Origin of the sequence: Desulfovibrio legallii, assembly GCF_004309735.1 — a bacterium.
GTDB classification, from domain to species: Bacteria; Desulfobacterota; Desulfovibrionia; order Desulfovibrionales; family Desulfovibrionaceae; genus Desulfovibrio; species Desulfovibrio legallii.
Map to the genome: position 1 here is coordinate 1 of NZ_SIXC01000016.1, position 25,807 is coordinate 25,807.

At 62.0% G+C, this 25,807-nt stretch carries 19 protein-coding genes and 1 tRNA gene; 13 read left to right on the plus strand and 7 right to left on the minus strand.

Features of this window, described 5'->3' with window-relative positions; genetic code table 11:
• Positions 1-105 (plus strand): transposase (locus EB812_RS10720; protein WP_130958284.1); only part of this gene is annotated, 105 nt, incomplete at its 5' end.
• Between the two features lie 179 nt (positions 106-284).
• Here EB812_RS10720 and EB812_RS10725 read toward each other — a convergent pair.
• Positions 285-369 (minus strand) — tRNA-Leu (locus EB812_RS10725).
• Positions 370-482: 113 nt separating this feature from the next.
• Here EB812_RS10725 and EB812_RS10730 point away from each other — a divergent pair.
• The 5 genes from EB812_RS10730 to EB812_RS10750 all read left to right on the plus strand — a co-directional run bounded on the left by EB812_RS10730 (position 483) and on the right by EB812_RS10750 (position 7,024).
• Complete coding sequence (locus tag EB812_RS10730; protein ID WP_130958285.1) at positions 483-1,538, plus strand: DUF1786 domain-containing protein; 1,056 nt, start codon at positions 483-485, stop codon at positions 1,536-1,538.
• A 24-nt stretch (positions 1,539-1,562) separates the two neighbouring features.
• On the plus strand, positions 1,563-2,861 hold the full coding sequence (locus tag EB812_RS10735; RefSeq protein ID WP_118229570.1) for a phenylacetate--CoA ligase family protein: 1,299 nt from the start codon (positions 1,563-1,565) through the stop codon (positions 2,859-2,861).
• Positions 2,862-2,900: 39 nt separating this feature from the next.
• Positions 2,901-3,500, plus strand: a complete 600-nt coding sequence (locus EB812_RS10740) for a DUF456 domain-containing protein (RefSeq protein ID WP_118229569.1) — start codon at positions 2,901-2,903, stop codon at positions 3,498-3,500.
• An 8-nt stretch (positions 3,501-3,508) separates the two neighbouring features.
• The gene (locus EB812_RS10745) at positions 3,509-4,321 is read left to right on the plus strand and encodes an RNA methyltransferase (protein ID WP_118229568.1); all 813 of its coding nucleotides are present in this window, start codon (positions 3,509-3,511) and stop codon (positions 4,319-4,321) included.
• A 675-nt stretch (positions 4,322-4,996) separates the two neighbouring features.
• Positions 4,997-7,024, plus strand: coding sequence for a methyl-accepting chemotaxis protein (locus tag EB812_RS10750; RefSeq protein ID WP_118229567.1), 2,028 nt, complete (start codon positions 4,997-4,999; stop codon positions 7,022-7,024).
• An 18-nt stretch (positions 7,025-7,042) separates the two neighbouring features.
• Here the strand turns inward: EB812_RS10750 and EB812_RS10755 are convergent, their stop codons facing one another.
• Together EB812_RS10755 and EB812_RS10760 are read right to left on the minus strand one after the other, a co-directional pair.
• Positions 7,043-8,164 (minus strand): FkbM family methyltransferase, encoded by a 1,122-nt coding sequence (locus EB812_RS10755; RefSeq protein ID WP_130958286.1) that lies wholly within the window; start codon positions 8,162-8,164, stop codon positions 7,043-7,045.
• Between the two features lie 271 nt (positions 8,165-8,435).
• On the minus strand, positions 8,436-12,320 hold the full coding sequence (locus EB812_RS10760) for a glycosyltransferase (protein ID WP_130958287.1): 3,885 nt from the start codon (positions 12,318-12,320) through the stop codon (positions 8,436-8,438).
• 511 nt (positions 12,321-12,831) lie between these two features.
• Here EB812_RS10760 and ald point away from each other — a divergent pair.
• Complete coding sequence (ald, locus tag EB812_RS10765; RefSeq protein WP_118229561.1) at positions 12,832-13,950, plus strand: alanine dehydrogenase; 1,119 nt, start codon at positions 12,832-12,834, stop codon at positions 13,948-13,950.
• A 12-nt stretch (positions 13,951-13,962) separates the two neighbouring features.
• On the opposite strand, the gene EB812_RS10770 is transcribed toward ald, so the two are convergent.
• From EB812_RS10770 to EB812_RS10785, 4 genes are all read right to left on the minus strand, one after another.
• On the minus strand, positions 13,963-14,745 hold the full coding sequence (locus tag EB812_RS10770; protein ID WP_130958288.1) for an ABC transporter ATP-binding protein: 783 nt from the start codon (positions 14,743-14,745) through the stop codon (positions 13,963-13,965).
• Positions 14,742-15,518 carry an ABC transporter permease gene (locus EB812_RS10775; protein ID WP_118229559.1) on the minus strand — a complete coding sequence of 259 codons (777 nt, stop codon included), beginning with the start codon at positions 15,516-15,518 and terminating at the stop codon, positions 14,742-14,744. Before EB812_RS10775 ends, EB812_RS10770 begins: the two co-directional genes overlap by 4 nt.
• A complete protein-coding gene (locus tag EB812_RS10780; RefSeq protein ID WP_118229579.1) occupies positions 15,511-16,455 on the minus strand; it encodes an ABC transporter substrate-binding protein in 945 nt (314 codons plus the stop codon). The genes EB812_RS10775 and EB812_RS10780 overlap by 8 nt, the downstream gene beginning before the upstream one ends.
• Positions 16,456-16,560: 105 nt before the next feature.
• Positions 16,561-17,937 carry a PadR family transcriptional regulator gene (locus EB812_RS10785; RefSeq protein ID WP_118229558.1) on the minus strand — a complete coding sequence of 459 codons (1,377 nt, stop codon included), beginning with the start codon at positions 17,935-17,937 and terminating at the stop codon, positions 16,561-16,563.
• Between the two features lie 385 nt (positions 17,938-18,322).
• On the opposite strand from EB812_RS10785, the gene EB812_RS10790 reads away from it, so the two are divergent.
• The 6 genes from EB812_RS10790 (at position 18,323) to lnt (ending at position 25,571) form a co-directional block, all read left to right on the plus strand.
• A complete protein-coding gene (locus EB812_RS10790) occupies positions 18,323-18,586 on the plus strand; it encodes a PxxKW family cysteine-rich protein (RefSeq protein WP_118229557.1) in 264 nt (87 codons plus the stop codon).
• Between the two features lie 251 nt (positions 18,587-18,837).
• A complete protein-coding gene (locus EB812_RS10795; RefSeq protein WP_118229556.1) occupies positions 18,838-20,079 on the plus strand; it encodes a M20 family metallo-hydrolase in 1,242 nt (413 codons plus the stop codon).
• Positions 20,072-21,997, plus strand: coding sequence for a tRNA uridine-5-carboxymethylaminomethyl(34) synthesis enzyme MnmG (mnmG, locus tag EB812_RS10800; RefSeq protein WP_118229555.1), 1,926 nt, complete (start codon positions 20,072-20,074; stop codon positions 21,995-21,997). The genes EB812_RS10795 and mnmG overlap by 8 nt, the downstream gene beginning before the upstream one ends.
• A 123-nt stretch (positions 21,998-22,120) precedes the next feature.
• The gene (locus EB812_RS10805; RefSeq protein WP_118229554.1) at positions 22,121-23,050 is read left to right on the plus strand and encodes a PilZ domain-containing protein; all 930 of its coding nucleotides are present in this window, start codon (positions 22,121-22,123) and stop codon (positions 23,048-23,050) included.
• A 44-nt stretch (positions 23,051-23,094) separates the two neighbouring features.
• Positions 23,095-23,967, plus strand: coding sequence for a hemolysin family protein (locus tag EB812_RS10810; protein ID WP_118229553.1), 873 nt, complete (start codon positions 23,095-23,097; stop codon positions 23,965-23,967).
• Positions 23,964-25,571 (plus strand): apolipoprotein N-acyltransferase, encoded by a 1,608-nt coding sequence (gene lnt, locus EB812_RS10815; RefSeq protein ID WP_118229552.1) that lies wholly within the window; start codon positions 23,964-23,966, stop codon positions 25,569-25,571. Before EB812_RS10810 ends, lnt begins: the two co-directional genes overlap by 4 nt.
• The last annotated feature ends 236 nt before the right edge of the window (positions 25,572-25,807 follow it).

A 25,807-nucleotide genomic window follows, 5' to 3' on the forward strand; every position in this document is an offset into this window, starting at 1 on the left:
ATTACAGAAGGTTTCCATCGAAAAATGAAGTTGATTCAACGGCGAGCGTATGGCTTCCGCAACTTCGAAAATTACCGCCTGCGGGTGCGCGTATTGTGCTGCTGAAATGGATGGGGAATTGTTCAGAAACCTGTCGGAAAAACTGCCCGTTGAAGGGGCTTGCCCCCGTCTTTGGTGTAGAGCCGTCTTTGGTGTAGACCCAACTTGAACGGAAGCTAAAAAAGCAGAAAGTCCGCTTGGCTATTGGCCTTGCGGACTTTTTTGAACTTCTTTGGAAGTCTTTATGGTGCCGAGGGCGGGACTCGAACCCGCACGAGAATTCTCACTACCCCCTCAAGATAGCGTGTCTACCAGTTCCACCACCTCGGCGCAGACAAGGCTTCTATCGCATAGTGCTGGTAATGGCAAGTGTTTTTTCCATCTTGGCGGGCTTGCGCTCCAAAGCCGTTGCGGCTACTCTTTCAAGCCCGATGGAGTGAGGCATGGACGAAACCGTACAAAAATTTCTGCGTAACGCGGGCCCGGTGCTCTGCGTGGACATCGGCAGCGGCACACAAGATGCCCTGCTGGCCCGGCCCGGCCTGGAAGGCGAGAACTGGCCGCGTTTTGTGCTGCCCGCGCCGGCCCGTCTGACGGCCCAGCGCATCCGCGAGCTCACGCTTCTGCGGCGCAACATCTGGCTTTACGGCGGCAACATGGGCGGGGGATTCACCCAGGCCATCAAGGAGCACCTGGCCGCCGGCCTGGCGGTCTTTTCCACGGCTCCGGCCACCCGCGGCATCCACGACAGCGAAGATGTGGTGCGCGCCTTGGGCGTGACCATCAGCGCCAACTGCCCGGAAAACTGCGTTCCCGTATTCCTGACCGACTACGCTCCGGACTTCTGGGCCGGCATACTGCGCTTAGCGGGCTTGCCGCAACCGCATCTGGTGCTGGCCGCCGCACAGGATCACGGTTTTCACGTCTACAACAACCGGCAGGGCCGCATGCGCGGCTGGAGCGACCTTCTGACCGCCTCCGCAGACCCGACCAGCTGGATCCATGCTGCGCCGCCGCCTTCGCTGACCCGCATGCAGGCCCTGCACGAGAAGACCGGCGGCCCCGTGGCCGACACGGGCACCAGCGCCTTGCTGGGGGCCTTGTGCGACCCGGCCGTGCTGGAACGCAGCTTCCGCCAGGGTCTGACCATTGTCAACGTGGGCAACGGCCACACCGTGGCGGCCCTGCTCTATCAGGGCAAGGTACGCGGCATCTACGAGCACCATACGGGCATGCGCACGCGGGAGCAGCTTCTGGAAGACCTGGAGCAGTTTCGCAAGCACTGGCTGCCTGCCGAAGCGGTGCAGGCCAGCGGCGGGCACGGCACGGCCTTCGGGCCCGCTTGTGAAGAGGCCGGCGGCTACGCGCCCACCTTTATTACAGGCCCCAAACGCGCCCTGCTGGAGGGCTGCGGCACATTTCTGGCTCCGCACGGCGACATGATGCTGGCGGGCTGTTTCGGACTGCTTTGGGGCTGGGCGCACCGGCAGGCGAAGTAAAACGCGCCACTTCAGGGGGAAAGTATGGACGTTTTTGATGAAGCGGAACTGTGGAGCCGCGAACACATTGAAGAAACCCAGCTGTTGCGCCTGCGCAACACGGTAGCGCAGACCCGCAAGTGTGCTTTTTACCGCCAGCGGCTGGACGAAGCTGGCGTGGGCCCCGAATCGCTGCGCACCCTGGACGATCTGCGGCGCATACCCTTTACCACCAAGAACGACCTGCGCTCCCAGTACCCCACGGGGCTGCTCTGCGTGCCGCAATCCGAGGTGGTGCGCATGCACTGCTCCAGCGGCACCACAGGTTCACCCGTGGCCATCTGCCACACGCAGAACGACATCAACGCCTGGGCGGACCTCATGGCCCGCTGTATGTACATGGTGGGCGTGCGTCGGGACGACGTATTCCAGAATATGTCCGGCTACGGCCTGTTCACGGGCGGACTGGGCATCCACTTCGGGGCCGAGCGCCTGGGCTGCATGACCATCCCGGCCGGGGCGGGCAACTCCCGCCGTCAGATTAAGCTGGCCAAGGATTTTAACACCACGGTGGCCCACATCCTGCCCTCCTACGCCCTGATCCTGGGTGAACATCTGCGTGAAATGGGGGAAGACCCGCGCCAATTCCCCCTGCGCATCGCCATGGTGGGCGCAGAGCCCTATACCGAGGAATACCGCCGCCGCATCGAAAATCTTTTCGATATGAAAGTTTACAACTCCTATGGCCTGTCAGAAATGAACGGCCCGGGCGTGGGCTTCGAGTGCCTGGAACAAAATGGCCTGCACATCTGGGAGGACGCCTACATCCCCGAAATTGTGGACCCGGAGACGGGCGCAGCCCTGCCCGATGGCGAGGTGGGCGAGCTGGTCATGACCTGTCTGTGCCGTCAGGGCATGCCCATTCTGCGCTACCGTACCCGCGACCTGACCCGCTTTTTGCCGGGCTTCTGCGCCTGTGGCCGCAAGCACCGCCGCATTGACCGCATTCTGGGCCGGGCGGACGACATGTTCATCATCAAGGGGGTGAACATCTACCCCTTGCAGGTGGAGCAAGTCATCATGACCTTCCCGGAGGTGGGGCAGAGCTACCTTATTATTCTGGAAAACGACGGCATCGGCGACGTCATGCGGGTGCAGGTAGAGATCCGGGACGAATATTTTGTGGAGGATATGCGCGTGCTCCACAACCTGCAAAAGGCCATTACCGCGCGCCTGCGCGACGAAATACTGGTGACGCCCAAGGTGGAGCTGGTGGAAAGCAACAGCCTGCCGCGCAGCGAGGGCAAGGCCGTGCGCCTCAAGGATCTGCGCGAGCAAAAATAACGCCCGTTTCCGTGGCGCAACCGGCCCCACAGGTGGTTTATGGATTTCTTGCCTTTTCCTTTGGCATCAGTCCTGGCGGGCGCGTTTGTCACGCTGCTCGGCTTTGTACTGCTGCTCAACATCTTTGGCCTGCCGGCCAACTGGCTGCTGCTGGGGCTGGTAGCCCTGTGGAAGCTGATCCACCCTGCGGCCCAGTCCATGGACGTCTGGTTCTGGGTGCTCATGGTGGGCATTGCCCTGGCCGGAGAGGCTCTTGAAATGGGCCTGCAGATCGTTAAGGCCCGGCGCTACGGCTCCAGCTCTTCGGGTACCTTTGCGGGCATGATCGGGGCCATCGCCGGGGCTATTTTGCTGGCGCCCCTGTTTTTCGGCCTGGGGGCGCTTATCGGCGCGCTGGCCGGGGCCTGGACGGGCTGCTTTCTTATGGAACTCGTCCGCGGCCGCCCCTTGGGCGAGGCCCTGGACGCGGCCTTCGGGGCCATGATGGGCCGTTTTCTGGGCACTGTTTGCAAGTGCGGGGCCGGCGGGGCCATGCTGGCTCTGGCGGCCAATCACATCTGGCCCCAGCCCCCTGCCCTGCTGCTGGAACCGGCTGAAGGCGCCACCCAGGTGCTGGCGGCCTTTCACTTTTTGTGCTGAGGCGCATGATGCTGCTGCAAGGTCTGGACGTAGTCCTGGTCAAGACCCGCTTTCCCGAGAACATCGGCATGGCGGCGCGGGCCTGCGTCAACATGGGTTGTTCCTCCCTGCGCCTGGTGGATCCCGAACGCTGGGACAAAGAGAAGGCCATCCCCCTGGCCACACCTAAAGGCATCCCCCTGCTGGACAGCCTGAGCGTTCACCCCTCTGTGCAAGAGGCGGTGGCCCCCTGCGCACTGGTGCTGGGCACTACCGCCCGGGTGGGCGGCTGGCGCAGGGCCCTGCTTTCGCCGCCGCAGGCCGGCAGACTGGTTGCGGCGTCCCTGGCGCGCGGCGAGCGCGTTGCCTTGGTCTTCGGCCCCGAAGACCGCGGCCTGAACAATGCAGAAATCTCCCACTGCCAGCAACTGGTCACCATCCCCACCGATCCGGCGGCCCGCTCCCTCAATCTGGCCCAGGCTGTACTGCTGCTGACCTACGAATGCGCCAACGCCGTGCGGGCCCTGCGCCACGCGGGGGGCGCCGCCCCCTCTCCCGCAAGCGAAGACGCCACGGCTGCCGCGCCGGATGCCGCTCTCGCGTCCCCGCAAAGCCGGCCTCCAGACCCCGTGCCCGGCGGCCGGGCGGCCACAGCCGCCGAACAGGAGCGCCTCATGGCTGCACTCAAGGATATGCTTCTGCGCCTGGACTATCTGCACGGGGACAATCCGGACTACTTCCTGCTGCCCTGGCGTCGGCTGTTCAGTCGGGCCGGGCTGCGGCGGCACGAATACGACGCCCTCATGGGACTCTGCCGTCAGGTCCGCGCCAAGCTGGGCTGATCCCGGCATTTCCGCGCACGGCAATGCTTCCTTCCACTCCAGTTTTTTGTCCGTCTGCAAGCGGTTTCTGCGTTTGCGCCCATAACACAGATTCATGTTGAGAATATGTATTCTCAATGGTTAGGCACGCTCATTTCAGCGCTTACCCGTGCAACTACATAGCGTTGCTGTCTGTATCCGTAACTAGCGCTGCTGTCTTAGCCCGTAATTTTTTCGCCGTAACGGGGCAACCCCTGCTTCGCAATGGCTACAGCTGTGCTTGCGCCTCCACGGCGAGCGTCTTGCTTACGCAATCGCCAGGACATTGCAAAATTGCAAGGCTCTGGCCACAAATGTGAAATAAATCTTTTATTGCGAACTGACGCCAAATCCGCTTTTGGCTTTTGACAGCAGTTATAACGTTCGCTATACGTCCCCTTAACTTTTTATATCTCTGGTCGATATAGGTTAAAAGGCTACTAAAAGCGTCTGACGGCTCCTTGGCAGGGGGGCGGTCAGGCAAGCACGTATGCGCGGCTATTCCCGCACCGCCGGTTGCGTCAGGCCTGAGGCTATGCGCCTCTGGACAGGGAACCATGCGCAACGCCGGGTTATACCCGACGCTGGCGATGCCGTCCGCGCAGCCTGACGGCCCTTATGTGGCATACGACACCATGACGTGGAGGAGAACTTGTCATGCGCCTTACGCTTACGCACAAGTATGTAGGTTCATTGTTTATTGCCTTGATCGTCTGCTGCGCCGTAGTGTTGGTCGTTGCCATTTATCATATGAAAAAACCTTTTGACGCCGAACTGGTGGACGGCATGGCCCGCAGCCAGCAGGTGGTGGACGCCGCCATCACCGCTACGTCGGGGCGCTTCCTGCACAGCGGCGACCTTATTGCGCGCAATCCGGATTTTGCCGCCGCCGTGGCCGCCAAGGACCACGCGGCCGTGTATGCCCTGGCGCAGGAGCTCATGCGCGCCGCGGGCTCGGACTTCATGTCCGTGACCGACGCCCAGGGCACAGTCATTGCCCGCGGGCACGCCGCCAAATTCGGCGACAATATCGCCAAGCAGGGCACCGTGGCCAAGGCCATGCGCGGCGAAGCGGCAGCAGCTGTGGTTACCGGCCCCATCAACCCCTTCATGCTCCGCGCCTCCTGCCCCATACGACGCGAGGGGGTCGTGGTGGGCACGGTTTCTGTGGGCGTGCAGCTCACCACTCCGGCTTTTCTGGATGACCTCAAGCGCCTTGCCGGGGTGGACGTGACCATCTTCAAGGGCGACACGCGGGTCATGACCACCATCCTGCGCGACAATAAAAGGATTATCGGCACCAAACTGGACGCTCCGGCCGTGGTGCAAGCCGTGCTGGAGCGCGGCGAAGTGAGCGTGGTGCGCAACGTTATTTCAGGCGTGCGCTATCAATCGGCCTATTGGCCCGTGCGGACCGCGGACGGCAAAATTCTGGGCATGTGGTTTGTGGGCAACCCCATTGAAGATCTGGCAAAACTGGAGCACGCCGGCATCCGCGCCGCCGTGCTTACCGCGCTGGGGCTGCTGACCGTGCTGCTGGTTCTGGCTGTGCTTGTGGGGCTGCGCATCAGCGCGCCCGTGACCAAAATCACGCGCTATGCCCTGGCCGTGGCCGGCGGTGACGCCTCGGCCCGGCTGGGCGTGCGCAGCAACGACGATATGGGGCAACTGGCCGACGCCCTGCGCCAGATGGAAACCAACCTGCGCAAACTGGTGAAGGAGGCGCACGCCAAAACCCAAGAAGCCCGCAGCATGAGCGAAGAGGCCCGGCAAGCTGTGGAAGAAGCCCACAAGGCGCAAAAAGAGGCCGAAAAAGCCCGGCGTGAAGGCATTGTCAGCGCGGCTGAACGCATGGGCGGCGTGGTGAACAAACTCAATGCCGCCGCCGAAGATATTGCCGACCAAGTGGACAACACGCACACGGCCTTGAGCCAGGCCCTCAAGCGCCTGGCGGAAACCGCCACGGGCATGGGACAAATGAACGCCAGCGTGCTGGACGTGGCCCAAAACGCCGGGGGCGCGGCGGATATTTCCAACACGGCCCGGCAGGAAGCCGAGGCTGGGGCCCAGGTGGTGGCCCAGGCCGTTGCCGGCATTGAGGAAGTGCAGCGCCAGTCCCTGAAGCTGCGTGAAGGCATGGCCCAACTGGCCGAGCACACCCAGGCCATCACCAGGATTATGAATGTCATTGCGGATATAGCGGACCAGACCAATCTGCTGGCCCTCAATGCGGCCATTGAAGCGGCCAGGGCCGGCGACGCCGGACGCGGCTTTGCCGTGGTGGCTGACGAAGTGCGCAAACTGGCGGAAAAGACCATGGCCTCCACTGCGGACGTGGCCCAGGCGGTTACGGCCATCCAGCAGAGCGCGGAAACCAGCGTGTCCTTGGTGGACGCCACCGTGAAAACCATTGACGCGGCCACGGGCTTTGCCGATAAGTCTGGTGAAGCGCTGACCAAAATCGTGGGCATGGTGGATCAGACCGCCGACGAAGTGCGGGCCATCGCCTCGGCCAGCGAGGAGCAGTCCGCCGCCAGTGCGGCCATCAACAAATCCCTGGAGGACGTGAACTTTATTGCCAAGTCCACGGCGGATTCCATGGAAGTGGCCGCCCGCGAAATGGCCTTGCTGCGCACCCAGGCGCAGGACATGGCCAAGCTGGTGGAAGAACTGAAGCGGGGGTAGGGGCAAAACGTTTTATTTTTAAACCCAATCAAGGTGTATCGAAGTTATATTCATATCTTTTATGAGTTTCCTTACTCGGATTGCCTCTTCGCAAATTTCTGGGATTCTGTCCTCATGAGTCTCAACTAGGACTGTTTCAATTTTATTAAGCGCACCGCTAATTATTATCTTTTCGAGTATACAATACTCAGCGCCCTCAACATCCAATTTTAAAATTGAAATTTTTTTATCAATCGAGAATATAAAATCCGTAATATCTATCACTTCAACATCATGATACTTCGCAGAATCAATATTTGTTTTTGTTCGATACAATGAGCTACTCTGCGAAATCGCTAACGGATCATATTCTTCAACATTTGAGATAAAAAGTTTCATCCTATCATTTTTTATAAAAACGCCTTTATTAAATATTTTGACATTTTCGTTATGCGAGAACCTCTTTTTCAACGCTCTATAACAGATCGGATGCGGCTCAAAAGCAATGACGGAAGCACCAGTATTTGCAAATATTTCTGTAACATCCCCCTTATTTGCACCACAATCAATACAGACGCTACTAGGGGAAAGCGATTTAACCAAGGTGCTCTTTTGAAATTTCTTATAAATTTTCTCTTCGAATCTTTTATTGCTTTCAATCCCCTTTCTGAGGACAGATTCATTAATGCCAATTTTTTTTGCTGGAACCCCAGCAACAACTGTATACGGCGGAATATCGTTCAGTACAACGGCATTACAATCAATTATTGAAAAGTCACCAACTTTTACATCACCAATAATGCATGCTCCAGCATATATCTTAACATTGCTGCCTATGTTTGGATACATATTTTGACCGCCGTCCTCAACCAATTGCTTCGCGCCAATTGTGACATTTTGCCAAATCATGCATCCAGGTCCAAGCCTTGCATGCTTGGATATAACTATGCCATGGGGATGTGGAAACCTTGTTCCCAGCTGCAAAAGACGCTCAATATTGGGGATATCACAGGACAAATCATATCTAGCCATCCCACGATCAGAAAGATAATCCACTATAACAGACTGATTCTTCTCTATTCTTTCAAATTGTCTTTTTAACTCCCCAATAACTGCAAACAATTCCTTAACCAATGCCGCGTTTATCGATTCATCTTGCATATATCGCCCTGATAATTTTTATATAAGTTAAAGCAAGGGAGACCGCACGACAGTTGAGCTGCATTCTTTTAAAACCCTCACTATAAACAAATTCACAATCACTCAAAGTCACACTTATAGGTTCGTATCCATAATATTACTAAGCCTGCCGATATGTTTTTCTGCAAAGTTTGGAGTAAAAGACATAACCTTAACAAGCCTAGAAAAAATAGTCTTCTTAAACGCCTTTTCGTGAAAAAATCTCGTGGCCACACAGTATTACTACAGACACCTATACAGCACATAAATTTGTTTCGATATGTGTCAGAAAGCAAATAATACTATTTTTTTTAAAAAAGAAATCCTTATCAAACAAAACACCAGTCTTCATATTATTTTTATATAAAATATATGGAAGACTAATTTGATCCCTTTTACTATACATTTCATATTCTTTCCACCATTGCAAAAATAGTTCACATGTGCAATCATTATTTGGATTTATCAAAAAAATATTGTTTTCATATAACCCATAATGTTCTGGCATACCCTGCATCCTGTACGCCTCAACCTGTTTTTTGAGAACTTCAGTGGTATCTTTTTTAGCCATAATACAGGCTGAGGCCTCATCATAAATGCAGTCACGGACAGGATGTGTAATAGAATACAGTGGTAACGAACCGTCATGAAAATTTAGCACTGGTGAAAGGTCACCCACAATGACAAAATTTGCATCTTGCCATAATACCCAACGCGCATCGGGAAAAAGCTCCGGCAAATGCAGCTTGGCCCAGCGAGACCGGCGCGTGGGATCGGCATTAGCATAAGGAATGGGGCGCATTTCCCATATTCCGTAAGATTCCATAGGGGTATCTGTATAGCACACATAGCGCCAGCCGTCGTTCAAATAAGCCGGGGGCAAGAGGCGCTCGTAGTTCCCCGCAACAGAGGTGCAGACCACCACATCACCGGGCGGCGCAGCGCGAAACCTGGCCAGCCGTTCCGGCGTAAGGCCGCTGTAGTCTATATGGCTGCAGCAGGGCTTGCGTCCCTCTTGACGCCCGCACTGCAGATAATGAATCAGGGGGTCCATCCCACTGGCGCGGACATCCGGATACAAAAGCAAGTATTCCTCCGGAGAAAAATCCTTCGGAACACCTTCAGCCTCTAACCGTAAGATGCCACCCGCAGCCTCCGATCCCACGGCGTCGGTCTGCAACGCCCAGCCCTGCCGCGTGGCCGCAAGATCCCTGCTGAAGGGCGTAAGCCGCCCTTTCCAGCGTGCCGCAAAGGCGGCAGTGTCCATCCAGTCGTCGCAACGGCGCGCCTTTTTATCATCCAGCAGCACAAACGCAGCAAACGGCCACCAGACGGTGCGCAATCCCTGCCCATCAAGGCGCAGACAGTAGTCCGGCACAGCCGCATCGGGCACAGCCGCGTCAAAGCCGCCCGCCCCCGCCAAGGTTTCCGCACGGGTAAACAGGCACAGGCCGTCCAGGGCGTCTACGGTCCGGGCCATCATATTCCAGTTGAACCAGCCGGGCGTATGGCGGGGCATGCCCGACAACACCGGGGCCAATGTGCCGCTGGCGTCCGTGAGGTAGCCGCAGTGCAGACTCGTTTCATTACGGCGCAGCAGCTTGCCGCCCACAGCGCCCACGCCCGCACGGCACAGGYAGGCCACCAGTTCCTCCAGCCAGCCCGGCGTCACCGGCGCCACGCCGCCGGATAGAAAGCCCAGCACCTGCCCCTGCGCCTTTTGCGCGCCCCATTGCAGGCATTGCGCCTGGGAAAAATTTTTCGGATGCAGAACCAAATGGATATTTTTCTGGCCCTCAGTCAGCCGCCGCGCCTTGACAAGCTGGCGTTGCGGAACGGCTTCGCTGCACACAACAAGTATTTCATATTTGCCGTAGGCGGTATTCTCCTGCAAGGCGGCAAGCTGGGCCTGCAACGGGGCAAGATCCTCTCCCATATGGCAGATCAGACTTACCAGGGGCCGCTTGTGGGGCAGCGGATGCCTGACCCGCAAAAACTGAGAACCCTCCAACACCTCCACCACGGCTGCAGAACCAGCTGCGTCCAGATAGTCCTGCAGCGCCCGCCGCGCACTCTCCACCGCCTCGCTTTTAACGCCCACATCCGTAGCCGTGCTGCCCGCATGGGCGCGCCAGTGGTAGAGCACATGGGGAATATGGATGAGGCGCGCGGCGTCCGCCCCCGCCACATAACGCAAAAGCAGATCATAATCCTGTGAACCGCGGACCCCCTCACGGAAACCACCCAGTTGGCGTATCTTGTCCGTGCGGTACACGCCGAGATGACTCACGAAATTCTGGCCGCAGAGCAGTTCCCAATCCCACTTGTCGTTTTTAAGATAGGGATAAAACAGAGAGCCATCCTCGCGGATTTTATCCTCATCAGAAAAAAACAACAGGCCGTCGGGGTAATCCTGTATGGCTGCGGCCACCTGACGCAGGGCGTCCGGGGTCAGCAGATCGTCCTGATCCAGCAGTACGGTCCAGGGATGACGCGCCATCTCCAGTGCCGTATTGGTGGCGGCGGCGATATGGCCGTTTTTCTCCCGCCTGGTATAGCGGATTCTGCCGTCTCCGGCGGCATAGTCGACCAGAATGGCGGCCACATGGGGGTCGGTGGAGGCGTCGTCCGCGACGCACAGCTCCCAGTGCGGGTAGTCCTGGGCCAAAACAGATTCCAGCGCGGCAACAAAATGCTCTGCCTTGGGATTGTAGACCGGCATGAGAACAGAAAAACGCACAGGCGGCTCCCCAGCCTCCACGGACTGCGGCGCGGCTGCGGCACGACCCGGCAGGTCCGCCAACTCCCGCCACAAGGTATAGGTCCAGTCCTCGTGGGGCATGAGGGGGATGTCCATCTCAGCCGCCATACGCCGCAGCGCCGCAAGGCAAGGCAGATAGCGTTCCGTCCGGAAGGACTCCGCCCCGGCAAGCCATGCGGCATACTGCTCAGCCAGAGGGGCCAGGCCGAGGTGTGCGCACCACGCGCGCATTTCTTCTGCTTTTTTAAGATATTGATCAAAGGGTTTACAAAAGGAAATCCCAAGATGCAGCGCCTTTACGGCAGCCTGAGCGTCATGCGCGGCGCGGGCAGAAGCGCAGAGCCGCATGGCCCCTTCCGGCGAAGGGTACAACTTGAACCATGTAAATTCCAGCGCCGCACGGATGGACGCATTCTCCTCCTTTTGGGTCAGGGCACTCCAGCCTTTTTCCCAAAAAGGATTGTGCAGCAACAGATCTTTGAGAACCGCTGCCGGGGCCTTGTCCGCGACCCTGTCCAGACGCGCGCGCTGATCGGGCGGCAAAAAAATCTGCAACGTCTGCCACGGCCCAATATGCGGCCGCAGCCCATCATCTTTCACATGTTGGTGCCAGTCCGGAACAAGCAGCTGCAGGCCGTGTTCCATCAGATAGGCGGAATTTTCTTCCTCGTGGCTGTGTCTGCCGGGGGTCTGGCTGGTGTGGTGAATGACCCTGGCTTCGGGGTTGACGGTCATGCGATAGCCCTGGTGGCTGAGCCGGGCGCAGAGGTCCACGTCCTCGAATCCATTGATGTAGTGCTCGTCAAACAGGCCCACTTCCATGAATACCGACCGCCGCATAACCATGCAGGCGGCGGTGATGACCTGAAAAAACCGCCGTTTTTGCGCCAAAGGGCTCTCCGCCGGAATGCCCTCGTAAAGATGACCAACGCTCATAAAAGGAGAAATGCGTACCCCCAGATGCTGCACCGTATACCCGAAAGGTTCACTTTTCGGATACAGCAGCAAGGGGCCGGTGGCGGCAATGTCCGGCCATGCGGCAAAATCGTCCAGCAGAGGCTGATACCAGCCGGGCAGCGGCTCCGTATCATTATTGAGAAAAATGAGAAATTCCCCGGCCGCCATCCTGGCCCCCAGGTTGGAGGCCGGGCCGAAGTTCAAATTGGTTGCGGAGCGGTGGTAGCGAAAGGCCTCCCCAAACAGCGTGCGGCCAAGAACGGGGCAGGCCTGAGGCGTCACATCCGTGGAGCCGTTGTCCACTATAATGACTTCCACGTCCCGGTCTTTGATAGTGGCCGCCAGGGCCTTGAGGCAGGCGCGCGTCAGGTTCCACTGATTAAACACCGGGATAATGATGGAGGATTCAACCGCAGACATCCGCCCCCCTGAGTCACGGCACAGCGCGTCATTATTGTTTTTTAGAGGTACACCAATAAATTCCACACCGCAAACACTCGCCAGGGGCACACGCCCACCCGCACCAAGGGCGGCCGTGCCGTCCACCCGGCAGGGCAAAGATATGCAAGCATTGTGCCTGACTGTCGGCCGCTTCAGGGCCTACCGCGCGAGGGACGCCTCCCTAGAGTATTTAACACTTGAAATGCTCGCTTACGGCAGGCAAAAGCCTGCCTTCTCGCATTTCGTGGCAAGGATTTTCAAGAAAATCCTTGCAGAGCAATTAACTCATTTCATTCGTAAACTGCTCTAACGAAATTTCTTCTTGAAATATTGCGGGCACCGACGCCTTATGGTATATTTTTTAAAGAATAGAATAGGGTAACTTCATTGTGCTGCCAACCTTTTACTTCCCGCAGACAGGCCACGCCGCCAGGGGCCGCGCCATGCCGGGCAAACCAGCCCACCACCAACCGYTACAGGGGGTCTTACCATGATTGTCGGCGTTACCAAGGAAATCAAGGCGGATGAATACCGCGTGGGGCTTACGCCCGCGGGCGTCAAAACTCTGACTGACCGCGGACATACCGTACTGGTGGAAGCCGGCGCGGGCCTGGGCAGCCGTATTGACGATGCAGCCTATGCGGCCGCCGGCGGGCGCATCCTGCCCGTGGCGGCGGTCTGGGAACAGGCCGACATGATCGTCAAAGTCAAGGAGCCGCTGGAGTGCGAATACCGGTACTTCAAGCCCGGCCTGTTGCTGTTCACCTACCTGCACCTGGCGGCGGACAAAGCCCTCACCGAGGCCCTGCTGCAGTCCAAAGTCGTGGGGCTGGCCTACGAAACCGTGCAGCCCGAAGACCACAGCCTGCCCCTGCTGGCCCCCATGTCCGAAGTGGCCGGGCGCATGTCCGTACAGGTGGGCGCCTACCTGCTCACCAAACAGGCCGGCGGCGCTGGCATGCTCATGGGCGGCGTGGCCGGGGTGCAGCGCGCCCGGGTGGTCATCGTGGGCGGCGGCACCGTGGGTACCGAGGCGGTCAAAATGGCTATGGGCCTGGGCGCGGATGTGACCGTCCTGGACAGCAACCTCAACCGCCTGCGTTACCTGAGCGACATTTTTTCCGCCCGCGTACAGACCCTGGCCTCCAACGTCTACAATATCGCCGATGCCGTGCGGGAGGCGGACCTGGTCATCGGCTCCGTGCTCATTCCTGGGGCCATGGCGCCCAAACTGGTCACCGAGGCCATGATCAAAACCATGCGCAAGGGCAGCGTAGTGGTGGACGTGGCCATTGATCAGGGCGGATCCTTTGAAACCACGGCGGGCAAGCCCACCACCCACCACCAGCCCACCTTTGAGAAGCACGGCGTCATCCACTACGCCGTGGCCAATATTCCCGGCGCGGTGCCCATCACCTCCACCCACGCCCTGACCAACGCCACCCTGCCCTATGCCGTGGCCCTGGCCGACAAAGGCTGGAAGACCGCCTGCAAAGAAAATATCGCTCTGCAACGCGGCCTCAACACCGTGGACGGCCAGTGCACCTTTGCCGGCGTGGCCGAAGCCCTGGGCCTGAACTACACACCCGCCACGCAATTTCTGGCATAAATCAGGGAGTCTTCACCAACCAGGGGCTTTCCCCCCAAGCCCCTGTGACGTGCCGCCCGCCTGCGCCGCACCCAGCGCCAGACGAATCCGCGCCCGCAGGGCGGCCTGCTCCACCGCGTCCGGATCGCGGGGTCGCGGGGCGGCAATCTCCCAACACTGGGTAAGCCCCCGGCCTTCCTCCATAAGATGGACCGTATCGGCCAGCAGACAGGCCTCACCCACGTCGTGGGTTACCAGCATAACGGTCAGACCCGCGTCTGCCTGCAACCGGGCCAGCAATATCTGCATGCGCAAACGGGTAATGGCGTCCAGGGCGGCAAAGGGTTCGTCCAGAAACAACAGCTTGGGCCGCAGGGCCAGGGCACGGGCCAAGGCCGCGCGCTGCCGCATGCCGCCCGAAAGAACGGAAGGCAAGGCCGCGCCCCACGCGCCCAAGCCCACCTGCTCCAGCACCGTCGCCACCCGCCGGCGGCAATCCTGCCGCGAAAATCCGGCCTGCCGCAGCCCCAAGGCCACGTTTTCCGCCACGCTCAGCCAGGGAAACAGGGCATCGTCCTGAAAGGCCATAACCCGCTCCGGGCCGGGCTTCGCGCAGGGCGCGCCTGTCAAAAAAATCTCCCCCGCATCCGGCGGCAGAAACCCCGCCAGAATATGCAGCAGCGTGCTTTTGCCGCAGCCGCTGGCTCCCACCAGGGCCGTGACGCTCCCCTGCCGCAGGCTCAGATCCACGCCCGGCAGCACCACGCGCCCGGCAAAGGCCTTACGCACGCCTACGCAGGCAAAGTACGGCCTCATCGGCGCAGCCCCGGCAGGCACCCCAGCAGCTGCAGGAGCAACGCGTCGCAGACCGCCCCCAGCACGGCTATGCACAAGATGCCGCACAGCAGGATGTCCACCCGCCCGTTCATGCGGGCGTCCATGATCAGCGCGCCCAGGCCGTCCGGCACGCCGGTAAGCTCACCCAGCACCAAATAGGCGAAGCTCATGCCCAGGGCCACCCGCAGCCCTGCGCAAAGCTGCGGCATGGACCAGGGCAGCACCACCCGCAGAAACAGCGCCGCGCGTCCCAAGCCCAGCATACGGCCCACATGCAGCAGATTGGGCGGCGTGGACGCCGCCGCGGCCGCCGCGCTGAAGTAGACGGGGAAAAAACCCGCCAGAGCGATGAGGGTCACCGTTGTTTTGAAGCCCACGCCCAGCCAGATCAGGGCCAAGGGCAGCCAACTGATGCCGGGCACGGCCTTGACGCCGTTGATGACCGGGGCCAGCAGCCGGGCCACGGTGGGGCTGCGGCCCGACCACAGGCCCAGCACCGCGCCGGGAACCGCGGCCAGAGCATATCCGGCGGCCACCCGGCCCAGACTGGCCGCCGCGTCGGGCCAGAACCGGCCGGCCTGCGGATCGTCGCCCACGCCGAGCACATAGACCGCCAGGGTACGGGCCACCTGCCGGGGCGGGGGCAACAGCCAATCCGGGGCCGCCCCGTGCTCCGTGGCCGCAAACCAGCCCAGCAGGAGCAGACAGGGCAGGCACCAGGGCAGCAGATGGTCGCGCCAGGCTCTATTCATGAACCAGGGGTTGGCCCGTTCGCAGGGCGTCCACAAACCGGCGGTCCACCAGCCGGCTGTAGTCCGGCTCCGCAGCAATGACGCCCAAGGCCTTCATGCGCGCGCCCAGGGCAGCCAGACGCCGCAGAAAAGCGTCGTCCATATCCCAGGCCAGTTCCATATTGGGAGCGGAAGCCTCCAGCAGGGCGCGATCCACGCGAAAAAGCGCGGCGGCCGTATCCAGCCAGAGTTTTTTGTCCGCCATAAAGGCCTCTGTGGCGGCCTTGTGCGCGGCCACCATGCGCATGGCCCGCTGCGGATGCTCTCTGATAAAATCCTCGCGCATGAGCATGCCGCTGTTGATGGTCCCGATGCTGTCGTCATAATAGGGATAGGCCAGAATGCGCCCGTAGCCCTGAGCCACGGCCTGGGTAGGGAAGGGCTCACCAGAAAGAAAGGCGTCAATGTCGCCCTTGGCCAGGGCTGTGCCCATATCGAAAAAGTCGATACGCATCAGGCGCACGTCCTTGTTCGGATTAAGCCCCTGGCGCTGCAGAACTTCGCGCAACAGAATCTCGTGCATGGTGCCGGGCACATAGGCAATGCGCTTGCCCTTGAGCTGCGCCGGGCTGCGGATGGGGCCGTTCTTGGCCACCACAAGCGCCGAACACTTGTTACCCAGGGCCGCCACCAGGCGCACGGGCTCGCCGCGCGACGCCGCCTGGATAGCCAGGGCCAGGGTAGTGCCCGTCATGTCCAGACTGCCGGAAAGCAGCGCCGCCTTCTGGTCCGCCGGGTTGGTAAAAGGCCGCACCTCCACGCGCGGGACCGGAGCAGGGGCATACCGCTCATAAACAAAAGGCTGGATGGTCTGCGCCGTCTTCCAGGTGCCTACCCGCCAAACCTCCTGCGCCGGGGCGACAGCAGCCCAAAGCAGGACCGCCAACGTCGCCAGCATCCCCAAAAACGCCGCGGCCCCGCCGCATCCCCTGCCGTTTCCGTAACCCAAAACCATAGTCGCCTCCGCAGGCATTGCTGTGTTGCACCGGGACATCCGCCGCCATCAATCTCCGCCCAAAGCGTAGCCCGCCTCCAGCAGCAGGGAGAGGGCGTCCTCCACGCCAAAGGCGCGCCAGTCCGTGTCGCTTTCGGCCACATCGCGGGGCACTGCCCCGGTTTCCACCACCAGCACGTTAGCTCCCCAGTTCAGCGCCTGCAGTGTGGGCGGGTGCACGCAGATATCCGGCGTCCGCACGCCGCCGGCCAGCCGCGTCACAGCGGCTATCTGCGCCAGACGCTGTGGGGACAACTCCGCGTCAGGCCCCGTGCCGGCCCTGTCCCCGCAAGGGGTGCCGGGCACATTGATCCGCGCCATGACGCCGCACAAGCGCGCCTCATAGCGCAGGGCCGTAAGCAGCACAGCCACAAGCTCCTTGTTGCCGTGTTCCGGTCCCACAGGTTCCACCAGATGGGCCAGGTCCAGGCTGGACCCGCGCACCGTGCCCAGGGTGTCCAGGCGCGTTGCCGTCTTGAATCCCGTAGTTTCCCCTTCGCCCAGACGCAGGGTGTGGTAAACCACGTTAACCCCGGCCGCAGCCAGGGCCCTGGCGTCGGCAGCCTCCAGCTCACCGGTATTGACCACAACCCGGTAGCTGCCGGGAACCTCGCGCCGCAGGCGGCGCACCAAATCGAGCAGCTTTTCCAGCGAATAAAATTCCGTGGTGCGCAGGGTCACCCAATAGGCTCCCTGGGCCACAAAACGGCGTGCCGTTTCCACGATGCGCGGGGCGGACCATTCCTGCGGCGCCCGCACCAGTCCCCACTTTTCGCCGAAAGAACAAAAACCGCAGTTCATGGGACAAGGGCGGCAATCCACGCCGATGGCGCTCCAGACGCGACCATGGTTTTTCGCCGTCTGGCGGGCCATATCCCGTGCCCGGCGTCCCAGAAAGGCGGCTTCGGCCGAATCGGCGGGAACTTCCAGCAAAGCCTCCAGATCCGCCGCAACGGGGATGCGGCCTGCCAGCGCCTCCCGCGCCACGCGCTCCACCAACTGGGTAAAGGCCCGATCCATATGGTTGGCCTCGCGGACCAGCATAAGCGTTGCGTCCAGGGTACGGCGATAGTCTTCCAAGGTCGTCTCCCACTGCGCCAGGCACGCCCTTCCGCGTTCCGTCAGGGCGTAACGGCGACGGCCCGTAGTAAGTCCCGCTTCTTCCGCCGCAGTCAGCAGCCCTCTGGCCTCCATGCTTTTGAGCAGACGGTATACGCCGGTCTGGTCCGGAACCGCGCCCTCCCACAAGGGCAATGCCCGCAACCCCTGCAGCAGCGCGTAGCCGTGCTGTGCGCCATGGGCCAGCAGGCCCATAATCACGGGCTGCACAAAACGTTGCAGCGTACCGCCCGCACAGGCGCATCCCGCAAAATCCAGTTCTTCCATGACAGTGCCTCAATAGTAGATTAACTCTAATCTTAAGGCAGCGTAGTCCGCGTTGGGCTCGCGGTCAAGCCCTGACGCACATGACGGCTGAAAGTTCCTTGCGTTCCGCCGCAACCTGGCCGCCCGGCAGCGGCCGCCGCAACAGCCTGCGGGCCCGCGGATCGGCGGCAACGCCGACCCGCCAGGGCAGGAAAGCGGCCCTTGACAGCAGTGCGCATTCGGCTATATTTCTCCATTCCCGAATCCGCCGGTGTGACGGCGGCGGGCGGCGGGCCTTTTTGCCGGACCGGTCCTGGTCCGAAACGGGCGCATGCCGACAATTTTTGGCGGTCCGCCGCCGACAGATCAGATACCATAGAGCGCTGCGGCGCATGGAGGTTTTGTCATGACCCCTCTGGAAAACGCCACCAAGACCGCCGAGGGTGTGGTGGTCAACGGCTTTGTTCTTTCCCCTGTGGTGGAGCAGTGCAACGGCTGTGAGCGGATGCGCGAGTTTGACGGTGAGCAGTTCTGCTCCAGTTATCCCGCGCCTGCCCGCAAATGGGCTGTAGGCCGTTGCAACTTTGCCACGCACGCCAAGGCGCAGGCTAACGCCGCCGCCAAAGTGAACCCGCTCAAGGCCTCCAAGCGCGCCGCCAAAGGCCGCTAGAGCAGCTTGCCTTTGGGAATGCCTTTCTCAAAGGCAGGCAAGACGCCCCTTTCCGATGCTTTGCCGCCCAGGCGCCCTGCGTTTGCGGTGAGGAAGGAGGGGCATCCGCTTATGCAGCCGCCAGATTTTTGCGGGCCGTTGCGGCGGCTTCCGGGCACAAACCGGTCCCCGATACTGTTTCGGGACGACACGGTTGCAGCTTGGGCCGCCCTGCGGCCCTTTATGTTTTTGTCTGTTGACAGGGGCACGCCATGCTTAAAAACCTGGATATGCTGCTGCGCGGCCTGGCCGGCCGTGAAAATCGGGTGGCGGAGCTGCAGTCCGTGCTTACCGCCTGCCAGGCTCTGGGACCGGACAACGGCGGTCCTGGCGAGCTGGAAAAAATCCGCTGCATTACTGATTGGCTCAAGGCCTGCAGCGTCACAGACCTCACCCGTCTGGACGCCCCGGACCCTCGCGTGCCTGAGGGGCTGCGCCCCAACCTGGTGGCGCGCATGCCGGGCAAAGGCCGCCGCACCCTCTGGCTGTTCGGCCATACGGATGTAGTGCCCCCCGGAGATCTGACCGCCTGGAGCGGCGACCCCTGGCAGGTACGCCGTGAAGGCGACTGGCTCTACGGACGCGGCGTGGAGGACAACCAGCAGGCCATTGTGAGCATGCTGCTGCTCGCTGAAGAACTGGCGGCCCACGGGCTCACGCCGGAACTGAACCTGGGCATGGTCTTCATGGCCGATGAAGAAACAGGCAACACTTACGGCCTGCGCCGCATTCTCACGGCCGCGCCGGAGCTGTTCAGCCCGGACGACCTCTATATCGTGCCCGATGCCGGTTCCCCGGTCGGCGACGCCATAGAAGTGGCCGAGAAGGGCCAGTTGTGGCTGCGGGTACGCACCACGGGCGCGCAGTGCCACGCCTCAGCCCCGCAGCAGGGCCGCAACGCCTTTCTGGCCGGGGCGGATATGGTTCTGGCCGCCCACAACGGCCTGCGTGCGGCCTTTGCCGACGCCAACCCGTTGTTTATACCGCCTTTTTCCACCTTCGTGCCCAGCAAGCACGAGCCCAATGTGCCCAATATCAATACTGTGCCGGGCAGCGACGTCTTTTATCTGGACTGCCGCCTGCTGCCCCAGGTAGACCCCGAGGCCGTGCTGGCCAGGCTGCAGGCCACGGCTGCGGAGGTAGGCGCGCGCCACCGGGTGCGGATTGAAGTGGAGACGGTGCAGTGGCAGCCGGCCACGGCCGCCCCGGTGGTCAGCCCGGTGGTCACGGCCCTGCGCGCGGCCGTGGCCCGCATCTATGGAGTGGAAGCCCGCCCCGTGGGCATCGGCGGCGGCACCGTGGCCGCCCTGCTGCGCGAACGCGGCCTGCCCGCCGTGGTCTGGAGCTGCATTGCCAACACCTGCCACCAGCCCAACGAACGCTCCTCCATCACCGCAACTCTCAAGGACGCCCAGGTGTTTGCCCACATCCTTATGAACGCCGCCCATGTCTGATTCTTTTTTTGACTGCATTGTGACGGGCGGCGGCCATGCCGGCTGCGAGGCCGCTGTGGCCCTGGCCCGTCTGGGGCACAACGTGCTGCTCATCACCGGCAATCTGGACCGCCTGGGTTATCTTTCCTGCAACCCGGCCATCGGCGGCCTGGCCAAGGGCCACATGGTGCGCGAAATCGACGCCCTGGGGGGCATGATGGGCCTCTGGGCCGATGCCGCGGGCATCCAGTTCCGCGTGCTGAACATGAGCAAGGGCCCGGCCGTGCGCGCCACCCGCGCTCAAATAGACCGCGAGGCTTACCAGCGCGTCCTCAAGAAGACGCTCTACCACACGCCGGGCCTGCGCCTCTGGCAGGACCAGGTCACGGCCGTGACTACGGACGACGCCGGGGTTACGGGCGTGAGCACGGCCCAGGGGCTTTGCTTTACCGCCCGCCAGGTGCTTCTGACCACAGGCACCTTCCTGGACGGACGCCTGCACATGGGGCTCACCCATCTGCCGGGCGGCCGCCTGGGCGACGCGCCTGCCCTGGGCCTTTCAGAAAGCCTGCGCAGCCTGGGGCTTGCCCTGGGGCGCCTTAAAACAGGCACCACGCCGCGCCTGCTGGGCACCTCCATTGATTTTTCCCGCCTGGAGGAGCAAAAGGGCGACGATCCGCCCCGCGGCTTCAGCTTCCGCGGCCCCGGCCCCCGGTTGCCGCAGGTTTCCTGCCACATCACCTGGACCAACGCCCGCGCGCACGAGATCATCCGCAGCGGTTTTGACCGTTCACCCATGTTCACGGGCGTCATCAAGGGCACGGGGGCGCGCTACTGCCCGTCCATTGAGGATAAGGTGGCCCGCTTTCCCCAGCGCGAACGGCACCAGATCTTTCTGGAGCCCGAAGGCCTGGAAAGCGCCGAGGTCTACGCCAACGGCATCCCCACCAGCCTGCCCCTGGACGTGCAGATCGCCATGCTCCACGCCATCCCCGGCCTGGAAAAGGCCGTCATGCTGCGTCCCGGCTACGCCATCGAATACGACTACGCCGACCCCGTGCAGCTGCAATCCACCCTGGAAACCAAGGCCGTGCCCGGCCTCTGGCTGGCGGGGCAGATCAACGGCACCTCAGGTTATGAAGAAGCGGCAGCCCAGGGCCTCTGGGCAGCACTGAACATGTCCTGCCGCCTGCGCGGCCTGCCGCCCTTCACGCCGGGGCGGGACACAGCCTATATGGCCGTGCTGGTGGACGACCTGGTTACCCTGGGCACTCGCGAACCCTACCGCATGTTTACCTCCCGCGCGGAGCACCGCCTGCTCCTGCGCGAAGACAACGCCGACGCCCGCCTCACGCCCCTGGGCCGCGAACTGGGCCTGGTGGACGACGCCCACTGGGAGCTGTTTTGCCGCAAACAGGACGCCGCCGCCCGGCTGCGCGGACACCTTGAGGAAACGCGCCTGCCTGCCGATATGCAGTATAAGACGGCCGCGCTGCCCGCCGGACGCAGCCTGGCGGAGGCCCTGCGTCGGCCGGACCTGGACCTGGCGGCCCTGGCGGAGCTTTTGCAGCACGCCGCGCCTGAACTTGGCGTGGCCCTGGCCACGGCGCTGGGCCAGGCAGGAGAAGACGTCCGCCGCGGCGTGCAGACCGAGATCAAATATGCGGGGTACCTCACGCGCCAGCGCGAACTGGTGGCGCGCACGGCCCGACTGGAGGCGACGGCCTTGCCGTCTGAACTGGATTATGCCAAAATCGCCGGGCTATCCCATGAAGTCGTAGAGAAGCTCAGCCGGGTGCGTCCGCGCAACCTGGGGCAGGCCGGCCGCATTTCCGGCGTAACCCCGGCCGCGGTGGCCTGTCTGGAAGTGCACCTGCACAAGCTGGGCCTGCTGCGCCAGGAAAAACGCCCCTGCCGCGTGGGCACGCCCGGCCTCTGACCCGCCCGCAGGCCCGTGCCCGCCAGGTTGCCGTGCACGGGAAAGCGAAACCAGCGCGTCCTTGCAAGACCCCTTGCGCGCACTTTTTGAGGCCGGTACGCCGGCGTGCTCCTGGTGGTTGCTATGACTGGCAAAGAACTGATTTTCGTTTTTGCGGCGCTTATGCTGGCCTTGATACTGCTGCTGCTGCGCCTGCGCGGCAACGTCAGCCGCCAGCGACAGGAGGCCAAACGCAGGGCCGTGGTGGGCCGCATGCTGGATCTGGCCCAGACGCAGAACGAAATTTTTGAAATCAACGTGCTGGACGGTCAGGCCCACAAAGGCCTGGCCGGCCTGCTGCAGCGCATCAGCGACGGGCAGCTCGTCCTGGACGTTTTTTCTTACGCCCCGCACGGGCTCACAGGCCTTTCCGCAGAAATATACTTTCGCGCCACCCTGCCCGAAGGCTCCACATTTTACAAATTTCACACCACTATTCTGAATGTGGATCCCGGCCGGTCGCGTTCTCTGCTGACGGTGACCGCCCCGCTGGATCTGGACGTGGGGCAGAAGCGCACCTTCATCCGCGTGCAGCCGCCCAGCCGATCCATCCGGGTGCTGGCCTTCTGGAAGCTGGGGCTTGCGCAGCCGCTGCCCGCCCAGACTTCTGAAATCGGCAAACCCTTCACCTACGCCAAGCGCGGCATGAAAGACGCTCCCCTGTGCATTGAAGACATTTCGGGCACGGGCCTGGCCCTGCGCTTTCCCATGCCGGATCCGGAGAACAGACCGGTTGACCTGGACAAAGGTTCCCGGATACTCTGTCTTGTCATTTTCGAGGCCGGTCGGGAGGAACGCGTCATCACCTTCTGGTGCGCCTGCGAAGTGGTCCACACCCGCGAGATCAAAATGGACAAGCCCGCCCTCATTTTGGGCGTGCGGTTTACCAATTGGGCCATCCTGGAGCCGGGCGGCACGGAGATCAGCTGGTTCCACTGTTCGCCCACCCACGGGGTCTTGCCTATCACCCAGTGGGTCATGTATCTGGATATGGTACAGCGCAAACTGCTCTGAGAGCATGGGGGCGCTCCCGCTGACCCCTGACAAGGAGGCATATTTTGGACGGCGGCACGGAAGGTCACAGTACCATCTGGTCGCGCCTGAGCAAACTGTTCGGGCACGATGATGAAGAATCCCTGGAAAAAGCCATTCTCGAAGCCAGAGCCGAAGGCGAGGTGGAACCGGACGAGGAATCCATGCTCCTCGGCATCCTGCGCTTCAACGATCTGCAGGTGCAGGACACCATGACCCCCCGCACCGACATCGACTGCGTGCCGGACGATATGCCTTTGCCCGATGTGGCGCGCATCATCGTCCGCTCCGGGCATTCCCGCATACCCGTATACCATGAAACCCGCGACAACATCGTGGGTATCGTCCACGCCAAGGACGTGCTCCACAGCCTGCTGGACGCGCACAACCAAAACGCGCAGGCGGCAGACCCGCCCGCGGCCGCAGTCATGCGCGAACCCTTCTTTGTACCGGAAACCAAATCCATCCGTACCCTGCTGCAGGAATTCCGCGCCCGCAAGCAGCACATTGCCATCGCACTGGACGAGTACGGCGGCACCTCCGGCCTGATCACCATCGAAGACGTGCTGGAAGAAATCGTGGGCGACATTGAAGACGAACACGACGCCCCCCGCCAGGAGGACATCCGGCCCCTGGGCGACGGGGCTTATGAGCTTACGGGCCGCGCCCTGCTTGAAGATCTGGAGGACATGGGCATAAACCTGGACTCGGACGAGGTGGACACCGTCGGCGGCTACCTGAGCATGGAAGCCGGGCATGTGCCCGCCCCGGGCGAAAGTTTTACCCTGGACGGCTGGACCTTCACCGTGCTGGAGGCGGACAAAAAGCTCATCCTCCGCCTGCGCATGGAACCCGCAAGCAAAGACGAAGCTGCCCCGCCCCCGGCCCTGCCCGCATGACCCGCGCTCCGCTCTCCCTCTCCGCCGGGGCCGTGGCCCTGGCGGGGGCCTGCGCCCTTTGGCTGGGTTTTCCCAACGACCTGGCATCCCTGCCGCCCCTGGTTCTGCTCTGGCCCGTGGCCCTGGCCTGGTTGGGCGTCAACGCCCCCGACCGGGGCGCAGCCCTGCGCCGGGGCTGGCTCTGTCACCTGGCCGGCGGCACGGCGGCCCTCTATTGGCTGACCCTGCCCGTCCACAACGTGGGCGGCCTGCCCTGGGCCCTGGCAGTGCCCTGCGCCCTGTTCATTGCCGCCTGCCTGGCTCTGGCCGGCAGCCTTTTTGCCCTGGCGGCCCACGAGCTGCGCCGCCGTCCTCCCTGGCTTTGGGCCGTGGTTCTGGGCCTGTGCTGGTTTGTGCTGGAAGACGTCTTTGCCCGCGTGCTGGGCTTCCCCTGGCTGAGCCTTTCTGGCGCTCTGGCCCCCTGGCCCCTGCTGGTGCAGGGAGCGGACGTACTGGGCGCGTACGGACTGGCCGGGGTCTGGGTCGGCGCGGCCCTGCTCTGCGCCGCAACCGCCTGCCGCCCCCCGGCACAAGCCGCCCCCCCGCGCGGCGGCCGCCATGCCGTTTTGGCAGGCTTTGCCTTGACGGCCCTGCTCCTGAGCTACGGAGCCCTGCGCCTGACGGCCACGCCCCTGACCGCCGATCCCAGCGGGCCGGACAGCCTGGACGTGCTCTTTGTGGAAGGCAATGTAGATCAAAACCAAAAATGGCTGCCGGCCATGCAGCGCCAGACTGTAGAACTCTACCTGGGCCTCACTTACGGGGCCCTGGCCCTCCGGCCAGAGGCCCGGCCCCTGGTGGTCTGGCCAGAAACGGCCCTGCCCTTCTTTTTTGAGAACAATCCCCTCCTGGCCCCCAAGGTGCGAGAGCTGGCCGCGCGCAGCCAAACTCCCCTGCTGCTGGGCGCGCCGGGCATGGAACGCCGACCCGGCGTCAGAGAACCGGATATTTACAACCGCGCCTTTCTCCTGGGGCCCGACGGCAGAACCCTCGCCCACTACGACAAGGAACACCTGGTCCCCTTCGGCGAATACCTGCCTTCCTGGCTCAACTGGAAGTTTCTGGAAGCCCTGCTGCAGGGCGTGGGCGTTTACACCGAAGGCACGACCACCGCGCCCCTGCACTACCGCAACCTTGCCCTAGGCATGCTCATCTGTTATGAAGGCATATTCCCCTGGCTGGCGCAAGACCGCGCGGCACAAGGCGCCAACATTCTGGTGGACATCAGCAATGACGGCTGGTTCGGCGCTACTCCGGCCGCACGGCAGCACCTCTACCTTACGGCGCTGCGCGCCCTGGAGCAGAACCGCTGGCTGTTGCGCGGCACCAACACGGGCATTTCCGCCGTGGTGGATCCGCGCGGCCGCCTGACCCTGCGCGGCGGGCAGTTCCGCGCCCAGGCCCTCTGGGCCCGCGCCGGGCTGCAAACCGCGCCCAGCCCCTACCATCGCCTGGCCCCCTGGCTTTTGCCAGGCGGTCTGCTGCTGCTGGCGGGTCTGTGGCTCTGGGGGCCCGGCAGGGACGCCCGGACAGCGAGGCGGCGTACGCCCGGCGCTGCAGCATAGCATTTTTGAGAATAAATATTCTCAAAAATTTTGCTACGCTCACGCCGGCGCCTGACAGCCAAATGCGTTGCGCCCACACCTGCGCGGCATACGCCTGCTCGTGCCGTCGCCAGAACAATTTCAAAATGAAATTACGCTAAAAATTATTGATAATATTTCTTTATAGCAATATATTCAGCCCCGTGCGCTGACCCGATCAGGCCTTGCCAGGCCACAGGGCACGGACGTTTTTCAGG